At 69.4% G+C, this 20,991-nt stretch carries 15 protein-coding genes; 8 read left to right on the forward strand and 7 right to left on the reverse strand.

Going from position 1 to position 20,991, the window contains the following annotated elements:
* Window positions 1–127: 127 nt before the first annotated feature.
* From EEB19_RS13755 to EEB19_RS13765, 3 genes are read right to left on the reverse strand one after another with little or no spacing between them, the layout of a single operon-like run.
* On the reverse strand, window positions 128–4,225 hold the full coding sequence (locus EEB19_RS13755; RefSeq protein ID WP_262365655.1) for a murein biosynthesis integral membrane protein MurJ: 4,098 nt from the start codon (window positions 4,223–4,225) through the stop codon (window positions 128–130).
* On the reverse strand, window positions 4,222–7,224 hold the full coding sequence (locus EEB19_RS13760; RefSeq protein ID WP_262365656.1) for a DUF6049 family protein: 3,003 nt from the start codon (window positions 7,222–7,224) through the stop codon (window positions 4,222–4,224). The genes EEB19_RS13755 and EEB19_RS13760 overlap by 4 nt, the downstream gene beginning before the upstream one ends.
* Complete coding sequence (locus EEB19_RS13765; protein WP_187587126.1) at window positions 7,151–8,332, reverse strand: NUDIX hydrolase; 1,182 nt, start codon at window positions 8,330–8,332, stop codon at window positions 7,151–7,153. Before EEB19_RS13765 ends, EEB19_RS13760 begins: the two co-directional genes overlap by 74 nt.
* A 212-nt stretch (window positions 8,333–8,544) precedes the next feature.
* On the opposite strand from EEB19_RS13765, the gene EEB19_RS13770 reads away from it, so the two are divergent.
* Window positions 8,545–9,987 (forward strand): CCA tRNA nucleotidyltransferase, encoded by a 1,443-nt coding sequence (locus EEB19_RS13770; protein ID WP_187587127.1) that lies wholly within the window; start codon window positions 8,545–8,547, stop codon window positions 9,985–9,987.
* A gap of 149 nt (window positions 9,988–10,136) precedes the next feature.
* Here the strand turns inward: EEB19_RS13770 and EEB19_RS13775 are convergent, their stop codons facing one another.
* Entirely contained in the window at window positions 10,137–11,105 is a 969-nt protein-coding gene (locus tag EEB19_RS13775) for a YegS/Rv2252/BmrU family lipid kinase (protein ID WP_187587128.1), read from the reverse strand.
* A gap of 20 nt (window positions 11,106–11,125) precedes the next feature.
* On the opposite strand from EEB19_RS13775, the gene EEB19_RS13780 reads away from it, so the two are divergent.
* Together EEB19_RS13780 and EEB19_RS13785 are read left to right on the forward strand one after the other, a co-directional pair.
* A complete protein-coding gene (locus EEB19_RS13780) occupies window positions 11,126–11,728 on the forward strand; it encodes a TetR/AcrR family transcriptional regulator (RefSeq protein WP_187587129.1) in 603 nt (200 codons plus the stop codon).
* Window positions 11,728–13,266: a glycerol-3-phosphate dehydrogenase/oxidase gene (locus EEB19_RS13785; protein ID WP_187587131.1), complete on the forward strand. Its 1,539-nt coding sequence runs from the start codon at window positions 11,728–11,730 to the stop codon at window positions 13,264–13,266. Before EEB19_RS13780 ends, EEB19_RS13785 begins: the two co-directional genes overlap by 1 nt.
* A 19-nt stretch (window positions 13,267–13,285) precedes the next feature.
* Here the strand turns inward: EEB19_RS13785 and EEB19_RS13790 are convergent, their stop codons facing one another.
* Entirely contained in the window at window positions 13,286–14,377 is a 1,092-nt protein-coding gene (locus EEB19_RS13790; protein WP_187587133.1) for an aminotransferase class V-fold PLP-dependent enzyme, read from the reverse strand.
* Between the two features lie 163 nt (window positions 14,378–14,540).
* Here EEB19_RS13790 and EEB19_RS13795 point away from each other — a divergent pair, with 163 nt between their 5' ends.
* Window positions 14,541–14,849 (forward strand): hypothetical protein, encoded by a 309-nt coding sequence (locus EEB19_RS13795; protein ID WP_187587135.1) that lies wholly within the window; start codon window positions 14,541–14,543, stop codon window positions 14,847–14,849.
* A 30-nt stretch (window positions 14,850–14,879) separates the two neighbouring features.
* Complete coding sequence (locus EEB19_RS13800) at window positions 14,880–15,509, forward strand: hypothetical protein (protein ID WP_316245471.1); 630 nt, start codon at window positions 14,880–14,882, stop codon at window positions 15,507–15,509.
* Here EEB19_RS13800 and EEB19_RS13805 read toward each other — a convergent pair.
* Window positions 15,469–16,800, reverse strand: coding sequence for an MFS transporter (locus EEB19_RS13805; RefSeq protein ID WP_187587194.1), 1,332 nt, complete (start codon window positions 16,798–16,800; stop codon window positions 15,469–15,471). The two genes, EEB19_RS13800 and EEB19_RS13805, sit on opposite strands and share 41 nt — an antisense overlap.
* 45 nt (window positions 16,801–16,845) lie before the next feature.
* Between EEB19_RS13805 and EEB19_RS13810 the strand changes: the two genes are divergently transcribed.
* From EEB19_RS13810 to EEB19_RS13820, 3 genes are all read left to right on the forward strand, one after another.
* Window positions 16,846–17,496: a YqgE/AlgH family protein gene (locus EEB19_RS13810; protein WP_187587137.1), complete on the forward strand. Its 651-nt coding sequence runs from the start codon at window positions 16,846–16,848 to the stop codon at window positions 17,494–17,496.
* Window positions 17,497–17,642: 146 nt separating this feature from the next.
* Window positions 17,643–18,107 (forward strand): hypothetical protein, encoded by a 465-nt coding sequence (locus EEB19_RS13815; RefSeq protein ID WP_187587138.1) that lies wholly within the window; start codon window positions 17,643–17,645, stop codon window positions 18,105–18,107.
* A gap of 147 nt (window positions 18,108–18,254) precedes the next feature.
* Window positions 18,255–20,309 (forward strand): CocE/NonD family hydrolase, encoded by a 2,055-nt coding sequence (locus EEB19_RS13820; RefSeq protein WP_187587198.1) that lies wholly within the window; start codon window positions 18,255–18,257, stop codon window positions 20,307–20,309.
* A gap of 6 nt (window positions 20,310–20,315) precedes the next feature.
* Here the strand turns inward: EEB19_RS13820 and EEB19_RS13825 are convergent, their stop codons facing one another.
* Window positions 20,316–20,981, reverse strand: a complete 666-nt coding sequence (locus EEB19_RS13825; protein WP_187587140.1) for an XRE family transcriptional regulator — start codon at window positions 20,979–20,981, stop codon at window positions 20,316–20,318.
* Between the last annotated feature and the right edge of the window lie 10 nt (window positions 20,982–20,991).

Below are 20,991 nucleotides of genomic sequence, written 5' to 3' on the forward strand. Positions count from 1 at the left end.
CATGCCCACGGAACCGACCGCATGGCAGCCGACGGGGGCAGCGGTCAGGAGGTCCCGGGTGCCGGACGGCGGCGGGGGTGTGGCAGGTCGGCGGCGGATGAGCACATCTATGTGTACCCCTCCGGTGTCAGGCGGACATGGAGATCTGCCCGATCTGGGCCTGATATCCGTTGGGCGCCTGCGGCAGCGATGTCAGCCACACCATCACGAAGGGGCTTTGCTGCGGGTTGGGCACGGTGATGGTCGTCCTCGGCTGATCCACCGTCCCCGCGGCGATCTCACGTGTCTGCGCGAGGGTGGGCTGGGCGGTCGCGGAGGTGCGGATCGAGACGGCGAATCCGGGTGTCGGGGACGCGATGGTGACCGTCTTGACGGCCTTGGGGCCCCCGAGGTTGAACATCAGCCCGAGGCCTGGCTTGAGACCGCCGAAGTCCGCCGAGCCGCGGTAGGTGTCGGTCCGCCAGGGTGGGGCGGCGCCGCTGATCACGTTGCCCAGGTTGGCCGTGCTGTCGGGCGGCTGATTCGACAGGTCGACGAGGCTGACGCCCTGCAGCGGGATCGGGGCAGGCGCCGCCGGTGGGGGCGCGGCGGCCCCGGCGGTCTCGGGAGCCGGTGGCGCCGACGACGTGGTGAGGATCGAGTCGATGTCGGTGTTCTCACCGTCGGAGCCGAAGATGTTGGTGGCCCAGACGATCAGCGCGATCACGATGAACAGGGTGAGCAGCCCGGCGCCGACGAGGAGGGCCACATTGCGTCGGCCCTGCTGTTCAGGAGCCTTCTCCGGCTGGGACGACGCCATCGCGATCGGTGGTGCGTCTCCGGTGATCGCCGGGAGCATGTCGGTGTTCAGGTCGACGACGGTTGCCTGATCGAGGACGTGCTGGACCGTCCCGGCGGTCCGGATCCCGCGCTGGCCGTCGAGCGCCCGGGCGGCCACCGCCGAGATCTCGAACGGCGTCTCCGGGCGTGCCTTGCGCGGCTCGATCGGGTTGCCCTTGTCGTCGGGCTCGGCGATCGGCAGACCGCCGACCGGTTCGGTGGTGTCGTCGGTGGTGACGAGATCGGTGCCGTTCTCCGGATCGAGCGGCCAACGGGCCAGCAGCAGTGCGTAGAGCACGGCCCCCAGACCGCGGACGTCAGAGGACTTGTCGTCGCCGGCGAGCGTGCCGGGGAAGGCGAGCACGGCGTTGCCGTCGGTACTGATCCGGATCCGGTCGGGATGATCGATCGACAGTGCGCCGCCGGAACGATGGGTGATCTCGGCGGCGGCCGCGAGCGCGCGGACGGCGCGGGCGGCGCCGATCGGGGACGGCTGGGATCGGGCGACCTCGGTGAGCGATGAGCCCGGAACCCACTCGGTGACGACGATCCCGCCCGACGACCCGCGGACGACATCGAGGACGCGGGCCACTCCGGCAGAGGAGATCTGTCCGAGCCGCAGGGTCCGCGACAGCACGCCCTGCGGGCCCTCGTCGGTGATCTTCGCCGACTCACCACGTTCGGGCGGCGGCGCGAGTTGGTCGGCGTCGACGAACGTCAGCGCCACCTCACGGTCGAGGTTGATGTCGAGCGCGCGCCAGAACTGGAGTCCGCGAGTGCCGCCGTGATGATCGAGCAGGCGATACCGGCCGCCGGCGACGGCCGCGCCCGGAACCAGTCGGGGGCCACGGGGCCGGGGACGTGCGGTTGGCCCAGCCGGACCCGATTGCGCATGACCTCGATCTGCCCGACTGCGATCCGACTGATCGCGATCCGGCTCACGACGATCGGAAGCGTCTGTCTCGGAAGCAGATTCGGGCGTATCGGACGTCGGGGCCGTCGACGGGTCGGAGATCTGCTCGGTCGCCGGGTCGATGCCGTCGCCGCGGGACGCTCCGATGGCCTGCGACCGATCGTCGACGGTCACCGAGCCCTTGTCCGGAGCGTCCGGGATGATCTCGGTGTCCCCGGTGGACCCGATCTCATTCTCACTCACGCGCCGAGCTCCTCTCCTGCGATATCGCATGTCACGGGGTGCATGGAGCCGCATCTCGCCACCGTCGCGCAAACGCGCGGCACCGCCGCTGTGAACCGAGTACGACTGCCATGTGGCGGTGCCCCGGTCGAATCGCCGGAGCACCTGTACCTGACCAGAGTACGGGAGCGACTCATCGGTGTTGATCCGCGGAAACTGAACCGTGATGGTCGGTGCCGATTCTGTTACCGGACTCTCAGGTGGAGCCAAGGCGGGGATGAACCGGCCGAGCATGCGCCGCACCGACATCCCGATCGACACCACGTCGGGAACCCGGGCCGCGGCCAGTCCGGCGTAGGTGACACCGAGCACGACGACCGCTGTCAAGACCAGGTACACCAGTGATCCGAACTTGCCGACCTCACTCGTGAGTCGGTGCAGTCCGGACAGATTCGAGACCGCCCAGACGATCGCGGTCACCCCGATCGAGACGCCGAGGGTCACCAGGGTGGTGCGGTAGACGTCGGTCAGTTTCTCGTTGTGCAGTCGTCGGCGCAACAGGTAGTGGCCGACGATCGCGCCGACCAGATAACCCAGACCGTTCGACAACGCGAGCCATCGGACGACCATCTCCGGATCGGAGAACAGCACGGGTCCCAGATAGGACGACACGACCTTGACCGCCGTGATGCCGAGGACCATCGCGGTCGGCGTCCACGCGTCCTGGCGGGCGTAGAAGACGCGGAGCTGAACCAGGGTCATCGCGTACGGGATGATCGTGAACGCACCCCAGGCGAGGACCGAGCCGAGCTGGGAAGCGGTGTCGGCGTCGAACCGTCCGAAGTTGAACACGGCGATACCGATGGCCGGCCCGAAGAAGGTCATGTACGCGACGACCGGTACCAGCGCCACCATCGTGAGTCGCGTCGCCAGGGAGAGGTCGTCGACGACGGCGTGGTCGTCGTCGGCGGCCGCGTGCCGGGACAGTCGCGGCATGATCGCGGTCAGGATCGTCACGCCCAGCACGCCGTACGGCAACTGGAGCAACTGCCAGTGGGTGGCGTAGACGCTGATGCCGGAGGCGTCGGCGTGCGCGGCGATGCGATAGGTGACGATGAGGCCGACCTGCAGGATCGCGACGTAGGTGACGATCGCGAGGGCCATGTTGCCGAACAGTCGCAGGCGGGCGTCGATGCCCCACTTCCACGCCAGCCGCACGCCTGCGCGCTTGATCCACGGCAGTAGGACGCCGGCCTGCATGACGACACCGAGGGTGGTGCCGATGCCCAGCACCAGCAATTGAGGATCGGTCATCCGGACCGGGTTGAGCGTGATCTCACCCGGCATCAGCGCGTACAGCACCAGGGTCGCGATCTGCACGATGTTGTTGAGCACCGGGGCCCACGCGCCGGGTTTGAAGAACCCCTTCATGTTCAGGATCGCGATGAACAGCGCGGACATGCCGTAGAAGAGGATCTCCGGCAGGAGCAGATAGGCGAGTGCGGTGGTGAGGGATCGGTTGACGTCGCCGTCACCGACGTTGAGGAATGTCAGCAGCGGTGCGGCGATCATCGCCACGACCGTCGCCGTGCCCAGCGTGACGACGGCCAGCGTGAAGATCCGGTTGATGAAGTCGCGACCGCCGTCGGGATCCTCGGCCTCGGCGCGGACGAGCACCGGGATCACGATCGCGGTGAGCACGGCGCCGAGGACGACCTCGGCGATCATGCTCGGCAGCACGTAGGCGGCCTGGAAGGCGGACGCGATCGCCGGGCCGAGCATGGCCAGCACCAGCACGGTACGGATGAACCCGGTGATGCGACTGGTCAGTGTGGCCAGCGCGATCGAACCGCTGGTCCTCAGGATGCTGGAGTCGGAATCGCGGGCCAGCTCGTTCGACGGACTCGTGTCCGGCGGGTTCCCGTCGGGTCCGGTGGAGCTGCGCGGTTGTGTCAGCGTGCCCGCGCTGCGGGACGTCCGGCCACTCTCGGGGCCGGATGGGTCGGCGGCGCCGCGCCCAGGCGGGTTCTGAACCGGCGGATTCTGACCCTGCGGATTCTGCCCCGGCGGGACCTGACGGGGTGCGGGGCGCGACGGGATGTGGCGCGGCGGCGGGGGTGCGCCGCGGCCGGCGAGAGGCGGCTGGTCGGCGACCGGACCGGACAGCGGCGCGGGACCGCGGGGGCCACGACGCCGAGGGTCGTCCGCCCCGCCGGGCGGAATCCGGCGGGGTGCTGCTCGACGCGGCTCGCGTGGTCCCTGGTCGGTCATGGCCTTTCTCGGTCGGTCGTGCCCGGCGTGGGCGTCTCGTCGGTTCGCTCCGGTCCTGCTTCCTGCGCGTCGGCCGGATCTGCGTCCGATCGGTCTGTGTCTCCCTGGTCGTGGTCTCCCCGGTCGTGGAGGATCGGGTCCTCGAGTGCCCGGTGTTCCTCCTGATGCAGGGTACGGCGACGTTGCTGATACGTGCTGCCGGCGAGGAGCCGTTCGTGCTCATCGGGGTCGGGACGGTCCTCGTCGGCGGGGTCGGGTTGACCGCGGAACCGGTGCCACAGCCGGCGTGCGGTCAGCAGCACCAACGCGATCCCGGCGATGATCGTCACGTAGAACAGCGGTTTCCCGTAGGCATTGGCGTGGACGGACAGGCTGATCGGTGAGCCCAGCGAGATGCCGCTCGACGTCGACATCCCGATCGTGACGGTGATCGCCTCGGAGTTCTCCGCGCGTGTCGGCAGTTGGATCTGCCGGGTTCCGTTCGCCGGGATCTCGATGACACCGAGATCGCCGACATCGAGTTCCGGCGGCGCCGACACGTCGATACGCACGCGGATCGGCAACGCGAGGTCGTTGCGGACGACCAGGAGGAGCGGACTGCGTTCGGAGGCGAGGGTGTATCGACCGCCGGGGTCGAGGATCGTGACGGAGTTCCGCATACGCGCCAGGGTGGTGTCGACCGCTCCGATCCGGCCGTCGCGTTCGGTCCGCATCTGCGCCCGCACCGCAGGCGCCTCACGGTCCGGACTGCGGACGGACCGCAGCAGGTCCTCGCGCAGGGGGGCCACGTAGCGCTCCGGCGACGCCGCCACATCCGCCGAGTTCATCAGCGACGCCTGCAGCTGGAACGTGAGGTCCGCATGGTCGCGGATGGTGGACGCGGTGCGATCGTCGACGGCGAGTCCCAGTGAGGCGAGCGGGTCGACACCCGGTGGTGGGACGAAGCGGGCACCCTCGGTCGTCGTGTCGAGGTCGCCGACGACGTCCGACAGCGGTCCGGGGGAGGCCGCACCCGATTCCAACAGGACTGTGGCGGTGGTGAAGAGGGCGTTGGCGTCGTCGGTCGACGGCGCCCAGTAGGTCGGCGGCACGACGAACGAGCTGCGACCCGACACGGGCAGCGGCGACCGCGCAGCACCCTCGCCGCGCTCCGGGGAGGCGATCGAGGGGTAGGCGAGCGCGGAGAGGGCGGCCTGGCGGCGGGCCGTGGGGGACTCGTCGTCGACGGACACCCGTTGGGCGGGCGGCGTGAGCGGCGTCGTCGCGGGGGCGTTGCCGGCGGCGGCGAGCGCAGCGGTCACCGACGGATCGCTGGTCTGCACGCGTAGGTCGCCGACGCGGTAGTCGCCGGTCGGGGTCGAGCGCGTGGGATCGACACTCGTCGTCGACGTGACGGCCTTGCCGATTCCCGCCGACGTGAGCACGTTCGCACCGGTCGTGTCGATGGCCCCCAGGGCCGGGATGGTCAGTCCGCGGACGCTACGCACGCCGAGGATGGCGTCGACGACATCCGAGGGTGTCGTCAGTGCCGCGTCGGTCAGGCCGGAGTTGGCGATGCGCGACAGCGAGGTGAGGTCGGCCTGCGCGAACGGCAACGCGACGGTACACATCCGCGACGACACGTCGCGGAGTTCGGCGAGCCAGTCCGCGGCCGCCGACTGTCCGGTGCCGGGCGTCGTCGGCGACGTCGGGTCCATCGGGTCCGATGACACCTCGTAGCCCAGCGACATCGCCCGGACCGTCACCAGCAGATCGGGATCGATCGCCAGGCACATGCTCTGCTCGAGTTTCGACGGCTGCCTGCCAGTCGGGGCGGTCGGTTGCCCCGACGTCGCCGGTTGTCCCGACTGCGCCGGCGCCGATGACTCGGGCGGCTGTGACGCCCCGTTGCCGCTGGTCGCGGGCTGGGAACCGGGCGGCAGCGAGGTGTCGTCATCAGTACCGCCGTCATCGGTGCCGCCGTCGTTCGGGTCACCGTCGTTCGGATCGCCGTCGGACCCGTCGTCGCCGGTCACCGATCGTGCCGACGCGAGGAGCGTGTCGAGCCGTCCGCCCGGCGACAACGACCGCGCGAGGTCGTCGCCGACGAGCCGCACCGGTTCGGTGTTGCCCCCGAGGACGCCGGGGGTGAGTTGCGGCGGCGCCGACAGCGGCCAGAGCATCGTGAGCCGCGACGGGCTCGACAGGTCGGCCGACACGGAACCGTCGGACCCGAGGTCGGTGTCGGCGGACTCGCTCCGACCCTCACTGGGATCGACGTACTGCTCGGCCCGGGCGCGGTCTGGCGGCAACGACAGCACCGGGAGCAGCGTGCGCGACTGCGCGAGTTTGGCCCGGTTCCCGTAGTCGGGCAGACCGTTGACATTGACATTCAGCGGGAACACACCGGTGCGCTGGATGTCGAGGCCGTTCTCTCCCGACAGCGACGCCGACACCGTGAACGAGATGGAGGAACCCGGTTGGAGTTCCATGGAGATCGGACGGAACGGAGTCGCGGCGCTGACGGGAACCGGTGTGACCGCGAGGCTGCTGCGCAACCCGGCGGCGTCGGACACGGCGTCGCCGCGTTCGAGTCGTACCGAGAGATTTCGCAGCATCCGATCGCCGATGTTCTCCAGCCGGCCGGTGACGGTGACGACATTCGAGCCGCTGCTGGTGACCAACGACGGTGACATCGACGTCACCGAGAGCCGGAGGAAGTTGCTGGCGACCCCTTCGTCCGTGCCGTCGCCCGGGTCGGTCGTGGCCCCGGAGGCGGTGGTTCCGGAGTCGGTGCCGGACGGCGCTGAGGCCGCAGGCGCCGCCGACAACACGAGCATCGTGAGGACAGCCAGGACCGCGGCACACGCCCGGGCGATCCGGGATCCGGGACCTCGGGGCCCGGGGGTGGATGGGAGCAGAACCGGCCGGCGCAACACCCGGCCGTCAGGCATCGCCGGCCGGTGGACGCCGGGGACGCCTCCGGCGCCGACGAGACCGCGCCGGGGGCGGCGGTTCATTGCGGCGCTGGTTGCGTGCGGCTGCGGCTCTCTCATAGGCGTTGGGTTCGGTGCGAATGCTCTCGGCCTCGGACTGGGCCAACCGGCTGGGGTCGGCGGCGAGATCGGCGATGACGCCGCGGGCCATCCGGGCCAGTCGCCGCTCGTCAGAGTACGTGAGCTTTCGGGGCAGTTCGGCCAGCGGCACCCATGCCACCTCACTCACCTCGTAGTCGGCGTCGGAGAGCTCACCCCCGATGCTGCGCAACAGGTAGTGGTGGACGGTCTTGTGGATTCGACGACCCTCGCTGACGAACCAGTAGTCGATCTTGCCGAGCGGCGCGACGACGGTGCCCTCGATGCCGGTTTCCTCGGCGACCTCGCGGATCGCGGTCTGCTCGGCGGTCTCGCCGGTCTCGATGTGCCCCTTCGGCAACGACCACATCATGCGGCCGCGGCGATCCATGCGGCCGATCAGTGCGGCCGCGAGCTGGTCGACCGGCAGGTCGAGGTCGGAGATCACGAGGCCACCGGCAGATGTCTCACGCACCGTCCGCAGACGTTCCTGTCCGCGCTCGGGCCGGCTGCTGCCGTTGCGCCGACGACTCTTGGTCTTGCCGCTGGGCGTGCCGTCGGCGCCGACGGTGTGCGTCAACCCCGTCTTGGTGATCTTCGCGGTGACCGCGACCAGGTCGGACGGTTTCGGTGGTGACACGCGCGTGTGCGTCGGCTGCAGGTCGTCGCCGGAGTCCACGCGTTCGGGCTCGGTGGTGCGTTTCGGCATCGGACCCGGCTTGGGGGTGTCCCGGCGTTCGGCCGGCCGGGGCGTCGGAGTCTGCTCGGGTTCGGCGTGAGGGACATCGGCCGTCGTCGAGGGTGTGGGGGACGGCCGCCGACCGCGTCGTCGGCGACCGCGGCGACCGCGGCGCGACGGACCGCCACCGGAGTCGTCGGGGGCGGGGGATTTCCGCAGTGCCCCCGGCGGCGCCAGGTCCGCGGGTGTGATCCGCCGGCCGCCGGTACCGTCCGTACGGTCCGACGAGCTGTGGGCGGTGTCACCGGAACGACCGCGACCCGCTGTGACGTCGGAAGAGACGTCAGAGGGGTCGGTGGACGGATCGGCGGACACGTTCTCGATGCTAGCCGTTGGCCACCTGCCGTTTGCCTTGATGGGGCGGCCCCGGCGCGGTGACGTCGGCCGAACGGGCCACCCGACGACCAGGGCGGCGGGTCGTCGCCGACCACGAGGGGACCCCGTGCCGACCGTGAGCGCCGACGGCACCCGCATGGCCGAATCGGCATTTGTGGCCAGGGCAGACCCCGACGGTAGGCTGACATGCCGTGACCGACCCCGAACGCCGTACTCGCCTGTTGGCATCGGCGGCCGTGACGTTGCGGGGACTCTCCGACGTTCTGGTGCCGCTGGGAGCCGCCTTCGCCCACGCCGGACACGAACTCTTCCTCGTCGGCGGGTCAGTCCGTGATGCAGTCCTCGGTCGGCTGTCCGGCGACCTCGACTTCACCACCGACGCCCGGCCCGATCAGGTGTCGGCGCTGCTGTCGGGGTGGGCCGACGCACAGTGGGACACCGGCATCGACTTCGGCACCATCAGCGCGCGCAAGGGCGATCAGATCGTCGAGATCACCACCTTCCGCGCCGACTCCTACGACCGCGTCTCGCGGAATCCCCAGGTGGTGTTCGGGGAATCGCTCGACGATGATCTCGTCCGGCGCGATTTCACCATCAACGCGATGGCCGTGCGGATCGGGCCGGACGGACCGGCCGACTTCTGCGATCCCCTCGACGGACTCACCGCGCTGCTCGCCGGCGTCATCGACACCCCCGCGACACCGCAGGAGTCGTTCGACGACGACCCGCTGCGGATGCTGCGCGCGGTCCGGTTCGTCTCCCAGCTGGGGTTCCGCGTCGCGCCGAGGGTGTTCGACGCCATCACCGACATGGCCGGGCAGATCGAGCGGATCACCGCCGAGCGCGTGCGCGCCGAGTTGGACAAGATGATCCTGGGCGAGCATCCGCTCGAGGCCATCGACCTCATGGTCGACACCGGTCTCGCCGAGCGTGTCCTGCCCGAGGTGCCGGGCATGAAGCTCACGATCGACGAGCACCACCAGCACAAGGACGTCTATCAGCACTCGCTGACCGTGCTGAAGCAGGCGATCGACCTCGAGGTCGGCGACCCCGACCTCGTTCTCCGATGGGCGGCCCTGCTGCACGACATCGGGAAGCCGGCAACCCGACGGCACGAGCCGGGCGGTGGAGTCAGCTTCCACCATCATGAGGTCGTCGGCGCGAAGATGGTCCGTAAGCGGATGCGCGCGCTCAAGTACCCGAAGGCCGTCGTCGACGACGTGTCGCAACTGGTGTTCCTGCACCTGCGGTTCCACGGGTACGGCGATGGCTCCTGGACCGATTCCGCGGTCCGTCGCTACGTCACCGATGCCGGTGATCTGCTCGACCGGCTGCACAAACTGGTCCGCGCCGACTGCACCACCCGCAACAAGCGCCGCGCCCGTCGACTGCAGGACAACTACGACCATCTCGAGCAGCGGATCGCGGACCTGAAAGAGGCCGAGGATCTCGACCGTGTGCGGCCCGACCTCGACGGCAACGCGATCATGGAGCTCCTCGGACTGCAGCCGGGGCCCCAGGTCGGTCAGGCATGGAGATTCCTCAAGGAACTGCGCCTCGACCGTGGTCCGCTCACCCGCGACGAGGCCGAGCAGGCCCTGCGGGAATGGTGGGCGGCCACCTCGGAGCGTTGACGGCGGTCGGAACCTGCTCTCGCCAGGAGGGAGCCCGCGATGTGAGGCCCCCTGCTCCTTGAGGAGCGAGCTCCCGACCTGAGCCCTGCTCCCTGAGGAGCGACCTCGCGACCTGAGCCCCTGCTCCCTGAGGAGCGAGCTCGCGAGCGTCACGAAGGGGCGAACACCTCCGCCGAGGCCGGCACCACCTCGAACACCGCGGGGAGCTCGCCGACGAGGTCTCCGTCGATCGACACCAGAGCCGTTGGGTCGCAGTAGAGTTCGATCTCCTTGCCGCGCATGGTCCGCACCATCGGATGCGTGAGGTGTCGGCCGGTGAACACGGTGGGGAACACCTTGGCGACGGTGAGACGGGCGAATCGTGACGGCCTGCTGGCCATCGTGACGTCGAGCAGACCGTCGGTTATCGAGGCGTTCGGAGTGATTAGCATGCCACCGCCGTACGAGGTGGTGTTGCCGATGGCGGCGAACACGAGGTCGTCGTCGAGCTCCGCGTCGTCGACACGGACGTGATAGTGCCGGGATCGCAGGCCGATCAGCTCGCGCAGTGCCGCCAGCGTGTAGCGGGACTGACCCTTCGGCCATGACATCGCGACGGCCCGCGCGGTGACAGAGGCGTCGAAACCCGTTGCGGCGACAGTGCAGAACAGTTCGCAGCGACCGTCGGGGAAGGTCACCCGGCCGAGGTCGATGGTGCGTGTGTGGCCACGGCTGATCAGTTCGACCGCGGCGTCGACGTCCTCGATGGGGATGTCGAGGTTGCGGGCGACGTCATTTCCCGATCCGGCGGGAATCACGCCGATGGGCGTGCCCGTCCCGAAGGCCGCCTCCAGCGCCAGCCGGATGCTGCCGTCGCCGCCCACCACGGCAAGCGCATCGGTGTCGCTGCGCGCGGCCTTCCCGGCACGTTCGGCGGCCTCGGCCGCGTCGCGCCCGACGATGAGTTCGGTGTCCACCCCGCGAGCGCGAAACGCCGCGACCGCCTCGTCGGCGATCATCTTCCCGGCCCCGTGGCGCGCGTGCGGATTCGCCAGGACCGTGACGTGACCGGGAACGCGGTCGGTGCCGCCGGACGAATGGCCGGCGGCGTGGGACGGATCGTGGGTGGGGGCGCCCATGGGTTACAGTGTTACACATCATGTCAATCTGTAAAGAGGACATCGCCGACCAGGTCCTGGACGCCGCCCGCGACTGCCTGGTACGCAAGGACGGCCGCAAGGTCACCGTCGCGGAGGTCGCCCGCGAGGCCGGTGTCAGCCGCCCGACGGTATATCGCCGCTGGCCGGACATGTCGGAGATCCTGCGTGCCCTGCTCACCCGGGAGGTCCTCGGCATCATCTCCGCGGTCACCGACGCGACGCCACTGCGCACCGCTGACTTCGACGCGACGATCGACCTCGTGGTGCGGGTGGCAGCCGCGCTGCGCGACGACGAGCTCGTCGCCGCCCTGTGGCGAGAACAGCGCGAGTTCATGATGCCGTATGTGTTCGACCGTCTGGGCGCGAGCCAGCAGGGCGTCCTGGCCATTCTCTCCGACTCGATCTCGCGCGGACAGGATCGCGGACAGGTCCGTGACGGGGACTCGGAGAAGATGGCGTCGATGGTCTTGCTGATCACCCAGTCCGCCATCCAGTCACGCGCCCTGGTCGAGTCGATCCTGGGAGACGAGTGGAGTCGAGAACTGCACTACGCCCTGTCGTCGTATCTGCGCCGACCCGAGATGCTGCCGACGGCGACCTGATGAGCGCTCTCAACGCCGGGCAGCGCGAGGCCGCTCTCACCGCGCTGGCCGACGGCGACACCACAGTGGACGTTCTCGTGATCGGCGGTGGGATCACCGGCGCCGGTGTGGCCCTCGACGCCGCCACCCGCGGCCTCAGGGTCGCGCTCGTCGAGGCGCACGACCTCGCCTTCGGCACGTCGCGCTGGAGCAGCAAGCTCGTGCACGGCGGACTGCGCTACCTGGCCGGCGGTGACCTCGGGATCGCCTACGAGAGCGCGGTCGAACGCCATCACCTCATGACGTCGATCGCCCCCCACCTCATCCGACCCCTGCGACAGGTGGTCCCGGACAACGGTTCTCGTGCTTCGTCGATGCTGATCCGGACCGGGTTCCGGGCCGGTGACGTGCTGCGGCGAGTAGCCCGCACGCCGTCGTCGGTCCTCGCCGCACCGTCGCGACTGGGCGTCGACGAGGTCGTGGCCCTGTGCCCGACGGTGTCGACGACGGGGCTGCGCGGTGGATCCGCCAGCACCGACGGACAACTGATCGACGATGCCCGCCTGGTGGTCGCCGTCGCACGGACCGCGGCCGCGTTCGGCGCCCTCGTCTGCACCCGTACCCGCGCCGACCGGGTCACCGGAACCGGTGCGCGCCTGACCGATACACGCACGGGTGAGGCTTTCGACGTCTCCGCGCGGACCGTCGTCAACGCCGCGGGTGTGTGGGCGGGCGACGTGGATCCGTCGGTGCGTCTGCGGCCCAGCCGGGGCACGCATCTCGTCTTCGACGCCGCCACCTTCGGTCATCCGACCGGCGCGCTGACCGTCCCGATCGCCGGTTCCATCTCGCGGTTCGTGTTCGCGCTGCCCGAACAGCTCGGCCGTGTACATGTCGGACTCACCGATGTCGAAGCGCCCGGCCCGATCCCCGACGTCGCGCTGCCCGACGACGACGAGATCGACTTCCTCATCGGAGCGGTGAACGTGGCTCTCGCCCAACCCCTCTCACGTGCGGACGTCATCGGTGCGTACTCCGGGCTGCGTCCACTGATCGACACGGGCGGCCAGAGCGGCTCCGGTGCAGGCGATCTCGCCGACGTCTCCCGACGACACCGGGTGCAGGCCGACGGCACGCTCATCGGTGTGCTCGGTGGCAAACTCACCACGTACCGCCGGATGGCGCAGGACGCCGTCGACGCCGCGGCCACCGCGGGTGGCCTGACCGCGGGCGCGTGCATCACCACGACGACCCCGCTCATCGGCGCTGCGGGCGTCCGTCACCGCGGTGATCTCCCCGACTCCCTGGTCGCCCGATTCGGTTCGGAGGCAGCGAAAGTCGTGTCGTCGGCGCGGGTGGACCGCCCGCTCGATCCGATCGCCGGAACCCTCGACGTCACGCGGGCGGAGGCGGAGTTCGCGGTGACCCATGAGGGCGCGCTCACCGTCGAGGACGTGCTCGACCGTCGCACCCGGATCGGGCTGGTGGACGCCGACGCCGAGCTGGCGCGGCCGGCGATCGAGGAGATCCTGGACGCGTCGGGGAGCCTGCGCGGCTGATACGCGGCCGTCGGCCGCCTCAGTAGCCCATCGTGCGCAGCGCGTCGGCCAGACGATCGAGATCCTCGCGTTCGACGTCGAGGTGCGGGCTGACCCGCAGCACCGACTGCTCGGTCGCCAACGGCGCGCGCCACGAGTCGGCGCCGGTCACGAGGATCCCCGCCGACAGCAACTTGTCGCGCGCCGCCTGCACATCCGACGGCTGCCAGCCGGGGGGCGGCGCCAGCGTGGTGATGGCCGACGGCTCGTCGGCGGGTTCGAGGACCTCCCAGCTGCCGATGCCGTCGAGGCGTTCGCGCGTGGCGCGCCCGATCGCCGCGAGCTCGCGGAACACCCGCTGCTGACCGATCGCGAGCAGTTCGGACACCGCAACACCCAGGCCGAGCCGGCCCGCGACGAACGCCTCCGAACTCTCGATGCTCACCGGGCGCAGCGCGTCCTTGCGGACGGCGACGAACCCGACTCCGCGCGGCCCGGCCAGCCATTTGCGGCTCGTGCCGTAGACGACGTCGGCACCGGTGACCGTCGGCGTGTGACCCGCCGACTGCGCCATGTCGACGACGACGGGTACACCTGCGGCGTGCGCGATCTCGACGATGCGCGTGACCGGTTGCACCACACCGGATGCGGAGCCGATGTGGCAGATGTGCAGGAAGTCGGGCTGTTCGAACTGCAGCATGTTCTCGAGCGCGTCGGTGTCGACGTGACCCGCGATGTCGGCGTCGGGAAGTGGTCGCACCGCATACCCGCGGCGTTCGAACTCCACCAGGTTGGGGCCGAACTCGTTCTTGGCCACCCACACCGTCGTGGAGATCGGCAGATTCCAGTAGGTCAGCAGCGCGCGCAAGGCCGCTCGCGCGCTCTCCCGGAACGCGAGTTCGTCCGGGGTGTGGCCGATCAGCGACGCGAGATCGCGCTTGTCCCGTGCGATCTCCTCCGCCCGGTCCTCGGCGGCGATGTACGAACCGCGCTCGGTCTCGCGCCACAGGTGGGCGGAGATCGCTCCGATGACGGCGTTGGAGGACCGGCCCGCGGCCGCGGAGTCGAGGTGGACGATCTCGGGGCGGAGGCGGGATCGGCGCCACTGTTCACCCAGTTCGCTCACGTACATAGACCCTGAACCTACCGGCCCTCGGCGCCCGGTCGGTCATCGGGCCTCACCCCCGCTCACGCGGCCGCGGACCTATCGCGTCAGCACCGCGGCGCCGATACTCGAGGGGCGAGGTGACCGTCGTCTCCGACGGCACGAGACCCCACCCACGAAAGAGGATGCGATGTCTGTTCCCGATGCCCCCACAGCCGGTCGCCGCGAGTACTTCGGCGATCCGATCACCATCGACGACCACACGACCATGATCCCGGTGACCCGACGCGGGCTGCGCGGTACGCATGTACCGGTCGGGGCGTACACGGTGACCGACGGGACCACCACCTGGACACCCGCCGTCGACCAGGGCCGCGTCGCGGTGATCGGCGTGCTCACGGGTCTGATCGCGGCGACGCTCGGGACCGCGGCGGTCCTGCGTCAGCCGCCGTGGCCGCGGATGACCATCGAGGCCGACCACGTGCCCGGGCACCGGTGACGCACTTGGACGGAACCGATCGGTCCTCCCGTGCGTCGAAAGACCATGGACCCGGACATCGAGTATCTGTTCGGCACCGGCGACGGACACACATCGTCGTGGGTGTCGGCCCCGGACGCCGATCTCGACGGTGACGGTCACGCCGATGCCGTGCGACTCGACTTCGACGGCGACGGCCGACGAGACGACGCGATGTGGGACACCGACGGTGACGGCACGGCCGACGTGGTGGCCATCGATCGCGACGACGACGGCCGGCCCGACGAGTTCTACCGGGATTCCGGTGCCGGGGTGTGGGGAGAGCGCGTCGACGACCCGCATGCCCCGCCAATCGGTGACCGTGCACCGGGCGGCGCACACGACGAACCCGAGATCCCGCCCGCACCCGGACGCGTCGCGGATCCCCCGGTGAGGTCGCCGACGACGCCGTCGTCGGACGGGGATGCCGTTGTCGTGCGGCGGACCGAGGATCTCGACGGCGACGGAACCGCGGACATCGAACTGGTCGGCACCCGCAGGGCCGGGGTGCCGGTGGCGCAGCGGCTGTTCGTCGATTCCGACGGCGACGGACGGTTCGACCGGGTCCTCGTCGACGAGGACGGGGACGGTCGCGCCGACGTCAGCTTTGACGACCGTTCGCCTCGATTCGATCGTCGGTGACCGGATGGTGCTGAGGATAGGGCGGAGTGTGCAGGAAACGCACCACGATCGCGCCGACCAGGTACACGGCGGTGCCCAGGATCAGCAGCCAGTGTGAACGCCCATCCGGCGGGATGGCGAGCGCGGCCAGCGTCACCGATCCGACGTAGGCGATGTTGAACACGGCGTCCTGGACCGAGAACACCTGACCGCGCACGGCGTCGCCGATGTCCACCTGCATTGCCACGTCGCCGCACAGTTTGGCGACCTGCCCGATGAGTCCGAGGACGAATGCGGAGACACAGAACACGATCGCGTTGAACGTGAGCAGCGAGAGCTCTGCCACCGCGCCGACGAGCAACGCGGTGATCAGTGTCGGGCGCCGCCCGAACCGGTCGACCGAATACGGGGTCACCACGGCGGCGAGGAACGCGCCACCCGCGGTGAACCCGGCGACGACACTCACTCCGGCGAGCCCGTCGCCGAGACCCGCGTTCTTGCTCAGGACGAGCAGCATGAGCGTGTTGACACCGAACACGAGTCGGTGCGCCCCGATCGCCGACAATGCTGCGGACACCGTCCGCGAATTGGCGACCGCCCGGACGCCGTGCAGCAGACCGACGGTCACCGCGTGCAGCGCGGAGCGGCCCGGATCGTCGGGTTCGTCGGGGCCGAGCTGCAATCGGCCGAACCCGTGCGCCAGGGTCGCCGCGATGAGCGCGATGACGACGCCGCCGAGGGTGGTGAGTGCGCTGCCCGTGTTGTCGGGCCCGAAGATCGCGCGCAGCACCGCAGCGATGCCGGCGCCGACGGCGAGCATGCCCGCGCCCAGGGTCGTGAACAGTGCGTTGGTCGCCACGATGACGTCGCGGTGGGCGACGTGTGGCAGCGACGCCGAGAGGCCGGAGGCGACGAACCGACTCGCACCGGTCACCGCGAGCGCGCCGATGAGCACCACCGTGTCGGTGGCTCCGGTCGCGATGGCCAGGGCGACGAGCGCGATCAGGACGCCACGAATCACGTTGGCGTACATCAGGACGTGGCGTCGGTCCCAGTGGTCGAGCAGCGCGCCGGCGAACGGACCGATGACCGAGTAGGGCAGCAGCAGCACCGCCAGCCCGCCCGCGACGGCCAACGGATCGGCGTGCCGCTCGGGGTTGAACAGGATCGACGCGAAGAGCGCAGCCTGGAAGACGCCGTCGGTGATCTGGCTGGTGAGCCTGACCGCCAACAGTCGGCCGAGACCGGGGGAATGTCCGAGCGAGCGGACGAAACCCCGCAATCCGGCGGTGCCACGATCCGACGCTGACATCACTGATCCAGACTACCGACCTCGACCGCCCGGCCATGCCATGATGTGGGGGTGGCCGGCGACGACTCCGAGGACCCGACCCCCGAGTTCTACCCAGAGGGGGCGCGGGACGCGCCGCGCGCCGTTCCCGCCGCCGGTCGTGTCCGACCGGGCACCCTTCTCCTCGCCTCCACCGATCTTCTCGAACCGACGTTCGCGCGCACCGTCATCTACGTGATGGAGCACAACGACGGCGGCAGTCTCGGCGTGGTGATCAACCGGATGAGCCAGACGGCGGTGCACAACCTGCTGCCGCAGTGGACCGACCTCGCCGCATCGCCGCGGGCGCTGTTCGTCGGCGGTCCGGTCAAACAGGACGCCGCGTTGTGTCTCGGCGTCGTCAAACTCGGCGCCGACATCACCGGCTACGACGCACTGCGTCCGGTGGACGGCCGGGTCGTCCTCGTCGACCTCGACGGTGACCCGGAGGAATTGTCGAAGGTGCTCGAGGGGGTCCGTGTGTTCGCCGGCTACTCGGGGTGGGGGATCGGCCAGCTCGACGGCGAACTCGAACAGAACAGCTGGATGCTCGCCTCGGCGTTGGCGAAGGATCTCCTCGCCCCGCCGACCGCCGACCTCTGGGGCGAGGTGCTCCGACGCCAGCCGTGGCCGACGCCGCTGCTCGCGAGCCATCCGCTCGACGTGTCCCGCAACTGACCTCGCTCGCGGCCGCGACGGAGTCGGGTAGTCGGCCGCCGGGTAGGAATCATCCGTTCGTGTAACCGCGTATGTGACTACGCTTCGCGCGCGACGACGCACGGTCTGGAATCGGAGCTGTCCCAACCATTCGAAGGAGCTCCGACATGAGTATCAGAACACGCCTTGCGGTCCCCGCCGCGGTGCTGGCGGCCGCCGCCGGAATGGCCGTCGGCGGCGTCGCCGTCAACGCACCGTCGTCGGCGGCAGTGCAGAGTTACCGCCTCGACGTCAACGATTGCGGCCAGCCGTACACCCAATTGTGCAAGCGGGTCCCGACAGTCAACACGAACACTCAGCAGGGCCGAATCGTGGTGGAGTTCACCGCGGATCGCAATCACTGCTCGAAGATCAGGGCGCAGATCATGTTCGACGGCCGGGTCTGGGGAGAGAAGACCCTGAGCGCAGGCCAGCGCGACGGCAGCTACTACATCCCGACAAGTCCGGGAGTCCACCGCGTCGGTGTCCGGGCCATCGGAGTCCCCGGCGGTTGCAACCGCGGGTATCTCCAGGCGTGGGGTGGCAACCTCCGCATCGAGACCGATCGCGACGCCGCCAACGGCATCGGATGACGGCCACCCGGCCGCGTGGCACCTCGTCCATCCCCCGGGGCGAGGTGCCACGCGGTCATTCTGGCAGGCCCACGAGAATCCACCGGTGACGCAGACCACAATCTCTGCTAGCTTTACGGACGCTTGTCCCACACAAACCGGGGGGTTCTGGACGTGCGACTGGGGAGAATCACAGGGGCCATCGGCGTACTCCTGTCGGTGACAGTGGTGTCGATCGCGCTGGTACCACCTGCCGGCGCGGCGCCGTCGACTCCATCAGGTGGCGCCCCGGCCGCTCGCTGGGCGGCGTCGCACGACGGTCCGCAACCCTACCCGGGTGTCTCCGTCGCCTGGGATGTGCCGATCCGAATGAGTGACGGAACAGTGTTGCGCGCCAACGTGTATCGCCCCGCCGATCGTGGCGGCCGGGCCACCGCGAAGCGGAATCCGGTGATCGTGAACATGACGCCGTACACCAAACTCATCACCGCACTCGGCTCGGCCGTCACCCAGCATCCCGTCCTCGAGCCGCTGCTCACCCAGATCGCCACAACCGTCGGGCAGGTCAGCAAGCCCATCAGCGGGGCGCTCGACATCGCCCAGCTCACCGACACCCTCCGTGACGGCGGAGCCCGCACCTTCCTCGCCGACTTCGATCTCGTCCGCAGCGGCTACACCCAGGTGGTGGTCGATGTTCGCGGAACCGGCTTCTCGCAGGGGAAGTGGGATGTCTTCCAGAGCCGCGAGCAGGCCGACACGGTCGAGGTCATCGACTGGGCCGCCCGCCAGCGGTGGTCCAACGGCAAGATCGGCATGTCGGGTGTGTCCTACTCAGCGATCAATCAACTGCAGGCGGCAAACAAGAACCCGGCGGCTCTCAAGGCGATCTTTCCCGTCGAACCCGGTGGCGACCTGATCCGCGACATCGTGGCACCCGGCGGAGCGCTGGGCGTCGGCTTCCTGCCGTTGTGGTTGACGCTGGTCAACACCACCAAGATGGTCCCGAACGTCGCATCGATGCTGAACGGCACCTTCGACTGGAAGTGGTTGGCGGATCGGATCTCCGACCCGCTCACGTTCTATCCGCAGTTGTTCGCGGCGTTGTTGACCCCGGACATCCCGTCTGTGCCACCGGAACTCGACGAGCTGCTCACGACGAACTCGGAGCCGCGCAAGGCCTGGCTCGATCACGCCGAGCGAATCACCACACCGACGTTCATCTATGGTGGCTGGTTCGATCTCTTCACCAACAGTGAAGTGCGCATGTACAACTCGATCCCGCTGCCGCCCGGCCGCAAGCAGCTCATCATGGGTGACGGCTACCATCTGACGATCGGTGGCGGACAGCAGGGCCGTGCCGGCACCCCGCCTCGGCTCGACGTCCTGCAGAAGGCCTGGTTCGACAAGTGGCTCAAGGGGATCGACAACGGCATCGACTCCTACGGTCCGGTCAACCTCAAGCAGGTCGGTGACCCGTGGATCACCGCCCAGCAGTTCCCGCGCGCGGGCATGACTCGCCAGCGTCTCTACCTCGGCGACCGTCGGAGTCGAACCGCACCATATGCGGTCCGCGACGGCAGCCTCACCACCGGAGTTCCGGCCTCCCGCGGACGTCTGACCGTCTCACCCGGACTCGCCACCGTGTGTTCGCGCGACGCCGCGCAACAGCTGGCCGGTGCACTCGCCCTGTTCCCGTTCTGCGCCAAGGATGCCCGCATCTCCGAGCGCAGCGCGTTGAGCTTCACGACCGCGCCCGTGACCGCGACTCGAAGCGTGTCGGGATATACCAACCTGCACCTGAACACCGTCATGGATGCCACCGACGGGTACTGGACGGCCACCCTCAACGACGTTGCGCCCGACGGCACGTCGAAGGTCATCAGCTCCGGCCAGGTGACGGCCTCGCTGCGCGGCTACGACCGGGAGCGGTCGCAGTTCGCGGCCAACGGCGATGTCATCGACCCGTTCTACACGCTGACCCTCGCCTCGCGACAGCGGGTGACGCCCGGGAAGCTGGTCACCCTCGACATCGGACTGCTGCCCACCGAGGCGCTGATCCGACCCGGGCATCGACTCCGCGTCGACGTGTTCGCGATGAACTTCCCCCGCGGACTCCCGTTGCGCCCGTTGCTGAACGAGTCGCAGCTGCGTCCGCAGCACATCCAGCTCGACCCGAACCGACCGAGTTTCGTGAATCTGCCGCTGTCGCGGCCGATCGGCTGACGCCGCCTACTCCGACTCGTGATTGTCCGGATAGGCCGTGACGGCGAGGAAGCGGATCGGTAGGCGGATGAGGTCGTGCGGACCGTGGATTCCCTCACCGTCGAGTAGCAGACAATCGCCGGGACGCAGTGTGTACTCGGCGTTTCCGTGCCCGTAGACCATCTCTCCTTCGAGCATGTACAGCATCTCGGTGCCCGGGTGTTGAAAGCGGGGAAACACCTCGCTGTCGTCGGTCAGGGTGACCAGCACGGGCTCGAGGCGTTTGTGTTGGCCGCGCAGCCCGCCGAGCAGTTCGTAGTGGTGACCCACCCGGGTGCCTCGTCCGACGATGACGGCTCCCTTGCCTGCCTCTGTGTAGATGGCCTCGCGTTCGACGTCGGCGCCGCGGAACAAGGAGGTGACGGGGACATCGAGGCCGGCTGCCAGCCGGGCCAGAGTCGAGAGGCTGCACGAGGTCTGGGCGTTCTCGATCTTCGACAGCATGGCCTTGGAGATACCGACCTTGGTCGCCATGTCGGCCACCGACATCCCGGCGTTGCGCCGGAGCAGGCGCACCTGATGAGCGATCGCGGCCTCGAGGTCCCCGCCCGTCGGGGCGTCGCCGACCACCTCCCGCTGGACGGGTGCGGGATCGCCGGTGTCGCGGACGGTCTTCGAAACGTCGGCACTCATGGGCGTAGTC

Origin of the sequence: Gordonia sp. OPL2 (assembly GCF_003797825.1) — a bacterium.
Classification (GTDB): domain Bacteria; phylum Actinomycetota; class Actinomycetes; order Mycobacteriales; family Mycobacteriaceae; genus Gordonia.